We start from the raw sequence: 16,465 nt of genomic DNA on the forward strand, positions 1-16,465 counted from the left end.
AATTTTGCTTCCTTTATCATCACTTAGAAATAGCTGGTTATGTTATGCTTGCCTATACTTGATTAAGTATATCAATAGGTAAATAAATCTTAATACAACTTTATTATACTGGTAAATACATTTTATAGAATGAAAGCATGGAAGATTTTATAACGGCAAGAAGGAAAGATGATGCTGTGATATCTGTTTCTCAGGATAATGAGAAAAAAAACGTGTTAATCTTGGGACTCAATCAAGCAGCAAGGAATTTATTAAAATGTGAAGAAGGGAATTTACTTAATAAGCCGTTAATCAATATTTTAAGTGCAAGAGCAGCTGAAGATATGAAAAGCTATTTGGAGTATACTGAAGATGGGCGCGATTTGCCCGATATATTGCCAAAAGTGATAGGCTTTTCTTTAATCGACGCTAAAGGAGAAGATATAAAAACAAAGGTAAAAGTTTTTCGCACAACGCAATTTACTAATAGCAAGATTAATTATGAGCTATTGATACGTGACATTAGCCTGTTTCATAAGCTAGCAATGTTTAGGGATAAATATCTGATGGGTAAGAAATATAGAAAACACAACTTGTTTGATATACCAGACAATGATTCAACGATTTTGGAGTTATATGTCATATTGAATTTTGCCTTTGAATATCAAATTAATGCAGTTATAGGAATAATAGGTTTAAACAGCAGTTGTAATAAGGAAAATGATACACTAAAAATTATCATAGAACATTTTTATAAAAATTGCCGTAGTGATGATTTTTTAGGATGTATTGATGAGAATAAGGTACTTTTTATTTTGATGAACTGTGATGCAAATAACACATCTAAAATAGTTAATCGTATACATTCTTCCATTAACAAGCAGTTATTAAAGCGAAAACTATCAAGCATATCAATTATTTATGGAAATATAATTCAAAAACATAGTGTGAAGAATGCTTAAACGCTTTTGTCATTAATTGGTTTGTAGTATCTAAGTTCTACACAATATAAGGATTGTTTTTTATTTCTGTTAAGCTTATATTAAGAATTTAAGCTTACCTATGAGGTTACTAATCACACTATTTTTATCATTACTTGTGGGAGGAAGTGCTAACGCTAGGGTAATTCTGGATAAGGAGATGTTTTATGTAGAACTAGATGGAAAAGTAGATTTAAGATTTGGCTACGCTTTCAATAAAGATTCTTTTAGCTCTACAAAAGACAAGACCTCAAGCTATTCAGACCTGCGCTTTCTTTATTTGCAGCAAGTTTATCCAAATACACAACTGGGGTTTAATGTTAAGGTAGAAGTTTCTGGTATTGCAAACTTAAAGGCACTAGACATAGAAAAGTTAGAAATGGAGAAGTGGTATTTTATCATAAAGAACCAGGAATTTGGATCAATTGAATATGGTAAAGGAAGTTTAGTTAGTCAGAGTATGTTAATTAACACTTCAAAAATTTACACAGCTGCCGGAGGAATAAATGGTCATTGGACAAATTACTCAAATTTGCGCGGTAATGAAAAAAAAGATAATGATCCTGGGTATGATAAAGATGAGGTATTTTGGGTAAAACCCAATATTTACAGCGACTATAATGGACTAGAGCTGAAGTTAAAACAACCAACGATAAACTATATTTCTCCTGAAATCTATAACTTTCAACTTGGACTCAGTTATGTTCCAGGAAAAAATAATTTGCAATATAACAATCTAATAGCCGCTGGTCTTTCCTATAAAAATGGCTTATCAGATGAAATAAATTTTACTACTGCTTTTACTGGTGAGTTTGCAAGAGAAAATTTAACTGATTGCTCGGATGGTACTTCTGAAAATTATAAATGCCGTAATCAATTGCTACACTGGAATTTTGGCTTGAAGCTAAAACTTTTTGAACTTGATTGCATTTTTTCGTACGGTAATGGCGGTAAATCTGGTGAGAAACGTAGTCCTGAAACAAGTAATATGAATTATATAAATGCAGGTGTTGCTTATCATTCTGATTCTCGTAAAGTGAGCTTAACATATTTTAGTAGTAGCAGGGATATTGTAGGCAAAGGTACAAACGAATTAACATCACAGGCTTTCAGTCTTGAATATCCATTAGCTCTTGGCACTTCATACTACTTCGATATTGTAAAATTTAGTACCAAAGAACCTGAAATCGAAAGTAATAACTCCGGGTATGTGCTTTTGGCTGGGCTGAAGCTAAGTTTTTAATGAAATAACCGGTTTGTAAGTGTTGTAATGTGGTAAATAGTAAGCAATGAGAGTAAAATCGAGTTGTTAATATATGTGCTATTTGATATGATAAAAATAACTATTATATAAGATTTTTAATAAAAAGACATTATGTCACTAATCCAAGTGTAGGCGATTATTAATTAGTAAACCAAATCCTTCACAAAAGAGTACCTCATTTGATTCTCTTTTTTCTTTTTTATATATAGAAAAATTAGATAGTATTGTGAGTGCGGTTTTTTCTGTATTCTGATGCTTCTCAATTCTATAGTTCTCGGGTTAAATTTTCTTTTTTTACTGTTATTTCTCTTTTTCGTCGTAAAAAAGAATAGAAAGCTAAGTGAGGAGAAAGCAAATCTTGAACTTAAATTAGAGCGTGAGCTTCAAGAGGCAAAGCGAACTTTACTGAATAAGGATGAAGAGATAGTTGGGTTGAAAGTCAAAAAAGCAGAGCTTGAAGTAATTCTACAAAAAGAGCGTGAGGAAAAGAAAAAGGAAATAGAATTACTAACAAAAGCAGAGGAGAGGCTTACAAACACTTTTAAAGCTCTCTCTCTTGATGCTTTGCAGGTAAACAACAATAATTTTCTGAATTTAGCGAAGGAAGTAATCGATAGTAAGCTAAAAGAAACAGAAAGTGATTTCAAAAAAAGGCAAGCAACGATCAACGAAGTTGTCACTCCAATAAAAGAAAAGTTAGAAAAATTCGATAGTGAAATACGTGACCTAGAGAAGGAGAGGGTAGGGGCCTATGAAGGTTTAAGGGAGCAAATTGGAGCATTAATGAGTCAAACTTCTAGCCTTGCTAACGCCCTGAGGAAGCCTCACATTAGGGGAAAATGGGGTGAAATGCAGCTAAAAAGAGTAGTAGAAATGGCGGGAATGATTGAATATTGCGATTTTTTGACTCAAGCTTCAGTAATTGATAAAAATGAGGACAATTTGTTGCGTCCTGATTTGATAATAAAAATGCCATCAGGAAAGCAAATAATAATAGATGCTAAAGTACCACTTGATTCTTACATGGATGCTATGTCGCAAAATGATTTACAGATACAAAAGGAAAAATTGAAGAATCATTCTCTGGCAATAAAAAAACATATAAATGATCTAGGCAGAAAGGAATATTGGAACCAATTTGAAAATACGCCAGAGCTTGTGGTACTTTTTTTAACAGGAGAAGGGGTTTTCAGTGCAGCACTAGAATGTGAACCAGCTTTGATAGAAATTGGAATAGAAAAAAAAGTAATTATTGCAACACCAATCACTTTAATCGCGCTACTTAGGGCAGTAGCCTATGGATGGAAGCAAGAGATGATAGCTGAAAATGCAAAGAAAATAAGTGAACTAGGCCATATTTTATATGAGCGAATCTGCACAATGGGCGAAAATTTTGATAATTTACGCAGAAGCTTAAAAAGTGCTGTTGATCATTACAATAAAACTGCTGGTTCGCTTGAGGCAAGAGTGTTTCCTGCTGCCCGAGAATTCAATAAGCTTGGTATACATGCAAAAAATAAAGAACTCACTGCTGCAAAAGAGTTGGAATCTTTACCACGCAGTTTACATGCTGAGAGGTTGAAAGTAGATTAGTATTTCAGGTCTCCTTAACTTACATTTGCTGATTAAAACAACTTTCTAAAAATTTTTTTTATATAGCTCAATTTCTGCACATCATTTGCTGTATAAACAGGTATAGTTTGTTGCTCAGTACCAGGTATTTCTACAAAAATTTTGCCCACTTCTTGACCTTTTTTAATTGGTGCGGGTACCATATCTTTATACTCAATACGCACTTTAATTTTATCATGTAATCTGCGGTTATAAGTTATGGTAACATCGTTTGCAACTGTAACGGGCACCTTTTTATCTTTTCCATAAACAATATTTATTTCTTCAACTACGCTATCCTTAGCAAATATTTTCTTGGTATTAAAATGATTTAAGGAATATTGTATTAGTCTTTTTGCTTCCTCTATTCGCTCTTTCTCGGTGTCCAAACCATTCACAACAGCAAAAATTCTCCTATCGTTCCGTTTTGCAGATACTATAATTCCATAACCACCAGCACTTGTATGACCTGTCTTTAGACCATCAACTCCAATATCATGGAAAAGTAAAAGATTTTTATTTTTTTGTACAATATCGTTATATGTCAAATATTGTTCAGAGAATAGATCATAGTATTCAGGAAAATCAGTAAAAATCCTTTTTGCCAGTGTTACCAAGTCTTTTGCGCTCATAAAATGGTTTTCATCTGGCCACCCGCTTGAGTTAACAAAATGACTATCATTAAGATTTAAATCTTGTGCAACTTCATTCATTTCAGCAACAAAATTCTCTTCTGATCCTGCGATACCCTCGGCTAGCGCTATGCATGCATCATTACCTGAGGCAATTGTAATTCCTTCAAGTAGTTCTTTTACCGTAACAAATTGACCTTCTTTCAAAAACATAGAAGAGCCTTTCCTTTCCCATGCTTTTCTACTTACTCGAAATTTATCTTCCATTTTTATTATTCCAGCTTTTAGATAGTCAAAAGCTACATATAAAGTCATTAACTTACTCATTGAAGATGGGGCCATTTTTTCCCTGGAATTGTGTTCAAAAATGAACGAGTCTGAAGCTAAATCTAAGACAATTGCTTGCTTTGCTTTGGTTCTAAACTGATATGAGTATGAGTAAAAAGGAAATATAAAAATTAATAGCAAAGTTACTAATTTGCTTAACATATTTATAATTTTAAATTTATAGTGTACTAATTAATAGTATGATTTTGCACGAGCATTTCAATAGATCTCTCGCATAAAACTTCCTTGACAAACTGCGCCAGCCCCCTTATTATGACAATAAGAGTATTTATCCTTGTTTTCGATCCGCGCGGGTTCAACAACAAAAATTCAGTAAAAAACTCAGATATTTATTGGCAAATTACATAAAAATTATAGCGGCTGCATGTCTTTTTTATTTTTTCTACATTCAGCCAAAACGCGCTTATTTTAAGCGTTAGCACATTATTACAGCGCCAATTTACATTATTATAGGGTCAAAACTCGTTACACGGGGATTTTTTTGCCTTTTTTTTCGCTTGGTAAATTTCTTAACATTTACAGCTAAAGCTTCAGGCCAGCACTTGATACTGGAAATTTTTTGAGCACAAAAGTTATGCTAGGTTTTTGTTGGTAAGAAACCAGTGTCAAGCACTGGGATGACATAGAAGGAGCACTGGGATGATATATAGAAGGGACACTGGGATGAGGCTACTTGAATGACAAGAAGGAGGGAGCAGGGGATGACAAGAGAGGGGCTACTTTCATTTGCTGTCTTCAAAAATTTACAATTATGCTTCATGTGTTTTATTAAATATTTTACTTAAAAATTCAATTTCTTATTATAAGAGATAAGCAATTCATGAATAATGAAAGATTACAAAAAAGGTCATAGAAAGCGCCTAAGAGAGAGAATTATTTTAGATAACGGACAATCATTGCTTGATTATGAGATTTTAGAACACATTTTATATTCAGCATATAGTAGAATCGATGTAAAGCCAGTAGCAAAGAGTTTGATAGAAAATTTGGGCAGTTTAAATAAAGTTTTTAATGCCGATTTAGAAGCACTGCAAAATATTGAAGGAGTTAATAATGCAGCCATATCTGCTATCTTTTGTGTGAAACAGGCTTTTGTTCGTTCTGCACGAGAAGAAATAAAGGACCTACCTATAATCAATAACTGGGAAAATTTGCTTGATTATTTAAAAGTAAGTATAGGAAGCCTTAATAAAGAAAATTTTCGCGTCATCTATATGAATAAAAGATATCGTCTAATAGCGGAAGATCTGCAGAACTTTGGTACAGTAGATCAAACTCCTATTTACGTTAGAGAGATCATAAGACGCGCTCTTTTGATTGGCTCAACATCGATTGTAATATCCCACAATCACCCAAGTGGAGATATACAGCCTTCAAGTAGCGATATGTTTCTCACTAGACAGCTTGCAGAAGCTTGCAAAAGCATAGGAATAGAATTAATAGATCATATTATTATCACATTTAGTAGCTATTTTAGTTTCAAGGAAAATAGGCTTTTATTAGAGTAGATCTAAAATTGCTTTTGCCATTTTTCTTATTATGAAAGTAAAGCTATACATGAAGTGGTTGCCAGTGGAACAAAAATTTTCCTTCTGGAAGACAATGTGTGATTTAGGTAGTGGCAAATTGAAAGAAATACATGGTATTTGCCACTATTAGAAATCTCCTATTTTGATAAGACTTATGAGGTCTTTATTGGTTTTTTGAATTTTGTTGAAGCACTCACATGCTTACTCTAATATTTTGTTCACAGAGCCTAGTTAGCTCAATTTCAACGTTGATTTGTGAAGCTCTGAGTTCTGTTAGGGGATTTTCTGGTTGAATATCTAGCTTATTCTGTATGTTCGATAAACAAATTAAAGCCGAATCAAAAATTTCATCATACTGCTCTGCTTCATGCACACAATTGATTATTTCCTTAAATTTTTCCACATCTTGCGGCGTATCTTTTAATATTGCTCTTATTTGGTTTAGGTTTTGACGAATTTTTTCCTGATATCCAGCAATTCTCTCTTGATATATATCAATCATTTTTTGACATGAGGTGCCTCTAAATGGGTGTTCTGCTTTTTCCTTTATGTAGGAGCTCTGAAAATTTTTGCAACTAAGGACTGCTTCTCTACATTTTTTTATGTCACTAATTATACTGGTTATTGACTTACTTGCTTTCTCATGTTCTTCTTTTTTGATTATACATTCATCCTTTGTTTGGCTCATTTTATCATACAGATTTCTGCATTCTTTATATGATACCAGCGGTTGTAGTATTCCTTCCTCTACACCTTTATTATAAAAATTCTTCAACTCATCGCTTGATAGTATTCGTATAGCATCTTCCCTTTTACCTTGTGATTTAGGATACTTTTTGTTCAGTGAACTAATATAATTTAATAGGAAACTCTTAGTTAAATCTTCCTTTTTAACTTCTGATAATTTTTCTAGTGTTTCTATATATTTCAAAGTTTCCGCAAAAAGCTGTGCACCAGATGTAGCAAATCCTGGCAGTGGTTTGCTCTGCGCCTTATAAAAATCGGTTTGTAAAAAATCTTCGGCTTGTTTTTTTATTACTGAAAGTTCATTGAAGGCTTTTTCTGGATTGATTTTTTTTAAAATACTAGTAGCTTTTTTAATCGCTCTTTCTCTCTTTTTATTATCTTGTTTTTCGTTTAAGATTAAGCTTTCAGCTTCAGTAAAAGCATTGCCTTGGGCACTTTTGGCAATATTACAAACAACGTTTTTTACAACTTGCTTAGTTGCTACATAATCTATTTCCTTTGTAAAGCAATCAATAAATAGCTGCCAAATTTTTTTGTTAACGGACTTACTTGTCTTATGTTCTAAATCTTCTACATCTTTGAATCCTAAAATAGTATAGAGATTTTTTTCAATTATTGGTTCAGCATGTTGTTTTGCCACTTTACCTTTTATATTGAATAGAAATTCACTAATCTTAGTTGTGCCCATAATATTACCTCACAATATTAATGTTATATAATATAAAGTATAAAAGCTTAATGCTTAATTTTTACTTACTATTAATATAATTGAAGATTAACTTTGTTCCTATATTAAAACTTTAACTCCCAATTTATTATTAGTAATATCATTATATGAATCTTATGCCTGAATTTGGGAATATATTGTTATTGGTAGCCTGTTTGTTATCTTTAACGTATTTGTTTCTACCGTTTAGTTCTTACCGATTCGTCTCCTCTGCCATATTTTTTTGTGTGTCAGCATCAATGGCTATTTTGATCTACTGCCACATTAAAAATGATTTCTCACTTGAAAACGTATATTACCACTCACACACAACAAAACCTTTAATCTATAAGATTTGTGGTGTTTGGGGAAATAAAGAAGGGTCTATGTTGCTTTGGACCTTAGTGCTTGTCATGTATTTATTACTAATGGATATTTATATACCTTCTGTCATCCCAGTGCTTGACTACTTGGATCCAGACAATTTAATTGCAAATGAGTACATCAAATGGCAGTGTAATAAAAACTGGATTCCAGTGTCAGCTACTTGCATGACACCAGAACGAACTAATGGTAGTAAATTAAAAAAAATATCTCTTATCACCCAAGGCTTGATTTGCTTTTGTTTTTTACTGTTCACTTTACTTGAATCCAGCCCCTTCACTAAAATGCCAGGCATTGAAACAGATGGACTGGGTTTTAATCCGATATTGCAGGATATAGGCCTTGCTATTCATCCACCGGTATTATATTTGGGGTACCTTGGATTTAGCATTCCTTTTTCGCTCTCTATAGCTGGATTAATTTTAAATACTGAAGGAAATGTTTGGGCTAAAATTGTCAGGCCTTGGGTACTTATTTCTTGGTCGCTGCTCACTTTGGGCATCAGCTTGGGTAGCTGGTGGGCATATCGTGAACTCGGTTGGGGTGGATTTTGGTTCTGGGATCCAGTGGAAAACGTTTCTTTGATGCCTTGGCTAATTGCAGTGGCGCTGACACATTTGTTGCTCGTTGTACGAAATTTCAATACTTTAAGGAATTTCGCTATTTTACTTACGCTTACAACTTTTATATTGAGTGTGACTGGAACATTTCTAGTCCGCTCAGGAATACTTACCTCAGTGCACACGTTTGCAGATGACCCAAGATATGGACTGTATATATTAGCTCTACTTGGTGTAATTACAGTCAGTAGCTTAGTAATATTTGTAGTGTTTACGAGAAAGAATCACACATCTTTCCAGTATTCGATATTGGAATCTGAAAAGAAATCTGCTACTCAAGTGACAGAAGGTAGAAGATTCTTTTCACGCCTTACGATGATGCTGATGAACAATTTATTATTCATCACTGCCTTTTTCATCGTGTTCGTTGGCACTTTATACCCTACAGTGCTTGAGTATTTAACCGGTGAATTAATTTCAGTTGGAGCACCATATTACAATTCTTTATTTAACTCTATTGCACTAGCTATTCTAGTACTCACCATGATAGGGCAATACTGCAGTTGGCAGGGAAATAGTCTATTGCCAATATTCCGTGAATATAGATTTTCATTTTGTAGTGCTGCAGCTATTTTGCCGTTTATCTTTCACATGGAGCTAATGATTGTGCTATCAATTACCATCTCCATAGCATTATTAATCTTTGTTTTAGAAGCATATAGTAAAAGAATTTGTTTATTTAAGGTAGCATTTGGTGAATCAATTTTATTAGCAAGAAGAGTTTCTAAGTCCTACTATGGAATGATGCTTGCTCATGCTGGAGTGGCAATTCTAGTGCTTGGTATATCTTATTCCGTTGGTTGGCAGGAGAAAAAAGAAAACTACTTGGGAATAGGAGACAGCATAACAGTCAATAAATTTAAAGTTACTTTACGAAATATTGAGCTAATAAAAGAAAAAAATTTCCATGCAGTGAGGGGTACAATGGATATCAGGAATTTGCTGAATAATAAGATATTAGGTGAAGTAACTCCTGAATATAGATTTTACCTTGCGGAAGGTCAGAAAAATGTTGAAAGCAGTATCTACCACAATTTATTTTCTGATATTTATGTTGTAATTGGAGAGATTGATAAGAGTAAGAGCAAAATCGCAGCTAAAGTGCACTATAAACCTGGAATGTCTATAATCTGGCTAGGATCCTTTCTTATCGCTTTTGGCTCGCTCCTTGCTGCTTTGCCTTCTACCAAAAAAGTAGTTCCTTCAGTATCATAAAGTTTGCATTTTTTGGCAATTTAAACTTAAGCTAAGCAACACTAACCTCGCTAGCGAATTTTCTCTGTGTTCTGTTGTACAATAGGAAATAAAGATATATTTTCTAATGAAGAACTTACATGATATATGGAATCTACTTCCTCAGGCCTTTTAAAATATCCCTGCTTAATAGCGTCGTAGACAGAAGAACCACCAAGCAAGCAGTTCTCACCTAACTCTTCTTTATAATTTTTAAACTTTTCCAATATTTCCTCCTTGTTACTCACTTCTACTATAATTTTTCCTTCATCTTGCACATCAGAATACAATCTAGCATCTACTTTTCCCAAATCAGTATGAAAAGTCAGTACTATATTACCTATAAGGTCAGTATAATTTCTTACCCCACCTTCCGTTAAAATTTCTATCTCGCTTTCACCGATTGCTATCACGTCTCTTCGAAATTCTGTGCTTTCATCTGTTCCATTTATGATTTTTGCAACCTCGACTATACTATTCTTTGAGTATTTCAAGCAGAAAGTGAAGTTGTCCATTTTTGCCTCTTTTACCTTACCAGTAGTTGCGTTTTTTGCAGCTTCCAAAAACCTTAGAGAATAATGTATATAGCTTTTACGTGCTTCTTTCAGATTAGCTTTGTGGTCTTTAAACTTCTCTAGTTTATCAATTACAATTATACTACTTAGAGTTTCAAGTACTGCACCTCTTTTTACCAAATTACATACTATGCGACTAGCAACTTCTATGTCCCTTTCAACTTGAAAAATCTTTAATTCACTAATTCTTCTTATTACATAATCTGTAAAATTATACTTATTCTCATAAGTATTTTCATATATATTTCCCTCACAAGTAAGATTGAACCTTACCCTAGATTTTATAGCTTCATTTACAACCTGTTCTAGCTGATTTATGTCTTGAACTTCATCTAATTTACAAAAATATTTATCTGGATCTTGCTCATCTAGTAGAAAATCATTCCCCCATAGATTTACACTTTTGCGCAAATACTTTTTTCCATTATAGTCAGCTTGTGTTTTTTTACGAAAAGTTCCATAAATAACATCATCAGTTAAAAAGCACTCTTTAATATTAAGGTGGGGGTTATTAACTGCAAATTCTATTGGGGTTTTACCTTTTTTATCCTTTATATCAAGATTAGCTCCTTTCCTTAGAAGCAATTTGATAATTGTATCACAATGACCAGAACGAGTAGCATAATGCAAAGGCGTCCTTCCTGTGTCGTCCTTTTCATTAGGATCAGCACCTGAATTCAACAGTAAATCTATGCATTCTTCTGAATTGCTACATTCCATACTTGATAGAATATGCAGTATTGTCAGTTTAGATTCTCCTCTTTTAAGGTTGAGAATGGTTTTTAGATCTTGATTACTTTTATGATCTAGTAAAAATTTTTTAATTTTTTCAACATCGTTCTTATAATCCTTATAAGTAACATGTGGAAAGTCTTTAAAAGTACTTAAGAATTTTTTATTCAATTCCTTCTGACTCTCTGTTAAGTTGGACATGTCAACAAGCCACGTAGATATCAGCTTGCCAAATGCACTTCTTTCGACAACATCCGTTAAGGAGCAGTCATTGCGAAGTAGCAACGAGTATTTAATCAATTCATATTCATCATCTTCTTGTTGCTGTGTTTCTTCTGCTTTCTTAGAGTGCTTAAAATCATTTTTTATTAATTCAATCAAAAGCTTTAATGTGTTAAAACTTTTATGTCCCAATAAAGGATCTGCTTTGTTTTCAAGTAGAATTCTTGCTATTTCTGAATAGCCATTTCTAATAGCCCAGCATAACGGAGTACGCCCGTATTCATCCGCTACGTCAACATTAGCCCTTTTCTCTAATAGGAGTTCTACTATTTCTTCATGTCCATTGATAGTAGCACAATGCAGAGGAGTACACCCATTTTGATTTACTGCATCAACATTAGCCCCCTTGTCTAATATGAGTTCTACTATCTCTTTATTTTCATTGTGAGCAGCACAATGCAAAGGAGTAAACCCATTTTGATCTGCTACATTAACATTAACCCCGTTTGCTATGAGAATCTCTACCACTCCTATACTGCTACTTGCAGCAGCAAAGTGTAAAGTATTCCATCCATCTTGATCTGCTGTATTAACATTACCCCCTTTTTTTATTAAAAGCTCTGCTATCTTTACAAGATCATTTCTAGCAGCTATATGTAACAATGTACTTTGATCATCGAATGTATAATTTATGTTAAATCCATTATCTTGCCACTTTTTATACGTGTCTGGATCTTCTTTTTCCAATTCCTCTTTTACCCTTTCGATTATATTGTTCTCATTTAAGTCACTTATTGTCCTTAATATTTTTAACAACCGTTCATATTTCATAATTCTACCTCAAACTATTTGTTTTTGTACTATAGCTAAAAAAAATTATTGATCCATAATAAAATAACCAACACCAGAGTAAGTGGTTTGCTGCTAACATATTTAAAAATGTTATGAACTTAATAAGAGAAAAAAATACCCCTGTAATGGAGCAATATTTAAATTTGAAAGCTCAATACACGGATCATCTATTGTTTTATAGACTGGGCGATTTTTATGAATTGTTTTTCGATGATGCTATTAAAGCTGCGAAATTGCTGAATATAGTGCTAACCAAGAGGGGCAATTCAAATGGGCAAGAAATACCAATGTGTGGAGTGCCAGCACACAGTAGCGAATCTTACCTACACAAGCTAATAGATTTAGGATTCAAAGTAGCAATCTGTGACCAATTAGAAACTGCTGATGAAGCAAAAAAGAGGGGCTATAAATCCATAGTAAAGCGTGATGTAGTGCGAGTTGTAACTCCAGGTACAATTATAGAAGATTCACTACTGGAGGATAAAAGCAATAATTATCTCGCATCCATAGTTGAACAAAATGACGAATATGCTATTAGTTGGCTTGAATTATCGACGGGAAAATTTTTTCACACTTTAACGAGTTTGAAAGCTCTAGATAGTGATTTATTGCGTATATCACCAAGAGAATTATTAATTTCTGAAAAATTCACTGAGGATGAAAAAATTAGATCGATTTTAAAAAATTATAAAATATCAATTACGCAACACGCACAGAGCTTTTTTGAGTATAGTAAATCTCACAGAACATTATGCGAGTTTTATAAAATCAGGGAACTTGGGAGTATAGGAAATTTCAGCAAAGTAGAAATCATGGCGTGTGGTGCACTGCTTGAATATGTCAGAGTAACGCAAAGGGGCTCCATTCCAAGGCTTGAATTCCCAAAAACCTATAAGCAACAAAATTTCATGCTTATTGATGCTTCAGCAAGGAGAAATCTTGAGTTGTTTTCAACTCAATTTGGTGAAAAGAAAGGTTCACTAATTTCAGTTATTGATCATACAGTTACAGCTTCTGGTGGACGCCTGCTCAAACAAATGCTCGCTTCACCCCTTGCTTGCTCTAAGGCAATTAATTTGAGGCTCAGCACCGCTCAATTTTTTGTAAATAATCATGATTCACGCAGAAAAATACGAGAGATATTATCTAACATTCCGGATATTGAAAGGTCTTTATCGCGCTTAATACTAGGGCGTGGTTCACCAAAGGATATGAACCTATTGAAAATAGGCCTAGGAAAGACTTTAGAATTGTCTGAGTTTCTGTCTACCTTGCATAATTATTGTTTAAGTGAAAAATCAGAAATTAACTCTCAGATGTCATTCCAGTGCTTGACCAGAGAAAAGGAACCAGTTCAGGTGATAAGTAGTGACGAGAGTGAACTAAGCACAATACATAAAAGTCTTGGTAATCATAAAGATCTATTCGAGCTTCTAAACAGCGCTATACTTGATAACAACCTCAGTTCCGTAAAAGAAGGAGGATTTATCAATCCAAAATACAACTCAGAATTATCTGAGTTATCTTATATATTGAACAACAGTAACAAGTTGGTAACTAAGCTCCGTGAATCTTATCGCGACCTAACTGGCATTGCTGCACTCAAAATATTACACAACAATATACTTGGTTATTACGTTGAAGTGTCGGCAAATCACAAAATAACTTCGGATATATTTATTCATAGACAAAGCTTAGCAAATAGCATGCGCTACACTACTAATGAATTGAAAGAACTAGAAAATAAAATTCTTACGGCACGTGATGCTGCAATCGGCTTAGAAATGAAAATTTTTAGTGAACTGTGTAGTGAAGTCGCTAAAGAATCTGAAAAAATTGCTCTTGCTGCAAATGCTTTGGCAAAACTTGATATTAGAACCGCATTTGCAGAGCTTGCAGTGCAAAATAATTACGTAAAACCCATTATTGATGACAGCAAAGAGTTCAATATCTGTAGCGGAAGACACCCAGTGGTTGAAGTTAACGATAAATTCATTGCAAATAGCATCAATTTAGCTGGTATACATCTAATTACTGGTCCTAATATGGCTGGAAAAAGCACTTTCTTGAGGCAAAACGCTCTCATTGCAGTTTTAGCTCACATGGGGTCATTTGTGCCAGCAGAGAGTGCGCATGTAGGAGTGATTGACAAGATATTCAGCAGGGTTGGCGCAACGGATAATATAACAGCTGGTTATTCTACCTTCATGGTAGAGATGATCGAAACAGCAACGATAGTAAATCAGGCAACGGACCGTTCCTTGGTGATACTTGATGAAATTGGTAGGGGCACAGGGGTGTATGATGGATTATCTATTGCACAGGCAGTGATTGAACATATTCACAATGTAAATAAGTGCCGCGCCATTTTTGCAACTCATTATCATGAATTGACTAAAGTAGGTGAATACTTAGAAAATGTGAAATGTTTTTGTATGAAAATAAAAGAATGGAAAGGAGAAGTCATCTTTTTACATGAAGTAATTGAAGGCATTGCAGATGAGTCATATGGAATACATGTAGCAAAACTTGCTGGTTTTCCTGATTCTGTTTTAAACAGAGCAAGAGAAGTATTTGAGGAGCTAAAGGCTTGAGGAAAGTAACATTATATTACTCCACAATTATGGATTTTAGCAATCTATGGCGCTTTAATTTTAGTCAGCTTTCTGAGTAACTGAATTAACGTAGCATTGATCGATTGCCACATTAGTCAAGATTCCAATTCCACCACCTACAACTGCACCTACAGCTCCTAATGCTAGTTGAGTACCAATTCCAGCAGAAGACCCAATGATTAATGGAGCAAGAAAATATAATGCTAAAGCGCAAGTTATTGCAGCTACACTTATAACAGCCAGCTTTCTCGGACAAAAATTTTCTGGTGCCTCAGCACTAGATATAAATGATGATTTTACTAGATTTTTTCTACTTTCATGATCTAAAAAGCCACTCACTGTTCTCATTATAGGACGGGTAGAGCCGTCACCAGTCAAGTCAATTCTATCTTCCACTATATCATGAAGCTCTTTAACTTGAGCTTTATATTCATCCCAATAGTTTGATAACTCTTGTTGGTCATTGAGAAGATCTGGTTTATTTGAAGTTGTTAACCAGTGTGAGTCATGTTCCAAAATATATTGAATTGTAGCTTTCCCTATATCTATATGCCCTTCAGTAATTGCATACTTTAAAACACCTTCTGCTTTTTTCCTTCCAACATTAAGATCAGCACCAGCTTTTATCAATAATTCTACTATCTTTGGAGAATTATGAAATATAGCAATATCTAAAGGGACCATCTCATTACAATCTTTGATATTTAAGTTTGCTTTGTGTTCTATTAAATAACTTATAAATTTTAAGGTTTTATCAGATTTTTGATCGTCTATGTCTTTATGTCTGTAATATATTCTAATTGCAAAATTCAACGCAGTTTGACCCTTTAACGCACTACCACCAATAATTAAGTTCTGATAGCTTTTTACCTCTTGATTTATTAAGTTAACATCCGCACCGTTTTCTATTAAAGCCTTAGCTCCTTCGAAATTGCCTTGTGCAGTTTGCAGATGAAGTAAGTAACGACCAAGATGATCAGTTGCATTAGGATTTGCACCTTGTTCAATCAAATACCTTGCAATTTTATCATTAAATTTGTGATCATAAGTTGCAGATTCTAGTGGCTCAGGATTTTGCGATAACTCATCTTTAGCTATTAAGCTGTTAATCTGACAGATTGATTTTACTGACTCTAAATCTCTTCTTTTAACTGCCTTTGTGACTGCAGCGCTAAAGCTTATACCCTTTTCTATTAGATATTCGGCCATTTTGTTATTAGTAGAACACTTTAATAAATTTGTACCGCTTTGGGAATTAACCTCAGTGACAACATCTCGAATAATGGAACTATTTTCCTCAAAAATTGACTTTACTTTTTCTAAATCATTTTTGGTGACAGTATCAACAAGATCTTTTATTACAGCATTCACCCTCTCTTTTTTAGCTAAAATTTCTTTTAATTCTTCAGGGTTCATAAATACACCTCAACACACAT

At 33.7% G+C, this 16,465-nt stretch carries 10 protein-coding genes; 6 read left to right on the forward strand and 4 right to left on the reverse strand.

The annotated features are described in order from the left end of the window. Positions 1–137 precede the first annotated feature (137 nt). From AB3210_RS03330 to AB3210_RS03340, 3 genes are all read left to right on the forward strand, one after another. Positions 138–941 (forward strand): hypothetical protein, encoded by an 804-nt coding sequence (locus tag AB3210_RS03330; RefSeq protein ID WP_007302848.1) that lies wholly within the window; start codon positions 138–140, stop codon positions 939–941. Between the two features lie 100 nt (positions 942–1,041). Continuing rightward, positions 1,042–2,202, forward strand: coding sequence for a porin (locus tag AB3210_RS03335; RefSeq protein WP_052264657.1), 1,161 nt, complete (start codon positions 1,042–1,044; stop codon positions 2,200–2,202). 273 nt (positions 2,203–2,475) lie between these two features. Then, entirely contained in the window at positions 2,476–3,816 is a 1,341-nt protein-coding gene (locus AB3210_RS03340; protein ID WP_007302846.1) for a DNA recombination protein RmuC, read from the forward strand. A gap of 32 nt (positions 3,817–3,848) precedes the next feature. On the opposite strand, the gene AB3210_RS03345 is transcribed toward AB3210_RS03340, so the two are convergent. Further along, complete coding sequence (locus AB3210_RS03345) at positions 3,849–4,955, reverse strand: D-alanyl-D-alanine carboxypeptidase family protein (protein ID WP_012482049.1); 1,107 nt, start codon at positions 4,953–4,955, stop codon at positions 3,849–3,851. 686 nt (positions 4,956–5,641) lie between these two features. On the opposite strand from AB3210_RS03345, the gene radC reads away from it, so the two are divergent. After that, entirely contained in the window at positions 5,642–6,322 is a 681-nt protein-coding gene (radC, locus tag AB3210_RS03350) for a RadC family protein (protein WP_019078756.1), read from the forward strand. A gap of 214 nt (positions 6,323–6,536) precedes the next feature. On the opposite strand, the gene AB3210_RS03355 is transcribed toward radC, so the two are convergent. Next, positions 6,537–7,778 (reverse strand): hypothetical protein, encoded by a 1,242-nt coding sequence (locus AB3210_RS03355; RefSeq protein ID WP_007302893.1) that lies wholly within the window; start codon positions 7,776–7,778, stop codon positions 6,537–6,539. A gap of 146 nt (positions 7,779–7,924) precedes the next feature. Between AB3210_RS03355 and AB3210_RS03360 the strand changes: the two genes are divergently transcribed. Continuing rightward, positions 7,925–10,015: a heme lyase CcmF/NrfE family subunit gene (locus tag AB3210_RS03360; protein WP_007302894.1), complete on the forward strand. Its 2,091-nt coding sequence runs from the start codon at positions 7,925–7,927 to the stop codon at positions 10,013–10,015. Between the two features lie 50 nt (positions 10,016–10,065). Here AB3210_RS03360 and AB3210_RS03365 read toward each other — a convergent pair whose 3' ends face one another. Then, positions 10,066–12,393, reverse strand: coding sequence for an ankyrin repeat domain-containing protein (locus AB3210_RS03365; protein WP_052264658.1), 2,328 nt, complete (start codon positions 12,391–12,393; stop codon positions 10,066–10,068). A gap of 113 nt (positions 12,394–12,506) precedes the next feature. Between AB3210_RS03365 and mutS the strand changes: the two genes are divergently transcribed. Then, on the forward strand, positions 12,507–15,008 hold the full coding sequence (gene mutS / locus AB3210_RS03370) for a DNA mismatch repair protein MutS (protein WP_052264659.1): 2,502 nt from the start codon (positions 12,507–12,509) through the stop codon (positions 15,006–15,008). 60 nt (positions 15,009–15,068) lie between these two features. Here the strand turns inward: mutS and AB3210_RS03375 are convergent, their stop codons facing one another. Further along, positions 15,069–16,445 carry an ankyrin repeat domain-containing protein gene (locus AB3210_RS03375; protein ID WP_019236533.1) on the reverse strand — a complete coding sequence of 459 codons (1,377 nt, stop codon included), beginning with the start codon at positions 16,443–16,445 and terminating at the stop codon, positions 15,069–15,071. Between the last annotated feature and the right edge of the window lie 20 nt (positions 16,446–16,465).

The organism is Wolbachia endosymbiont (group B) of Scrobipalpa ocellatella, assembly GCF_964188425.1.
Lineage (GTDB): Bacteria > Pseudomonadota > Alphaproteobacteria > Rickettsiales > Anaplasmataceae > Wolbachia.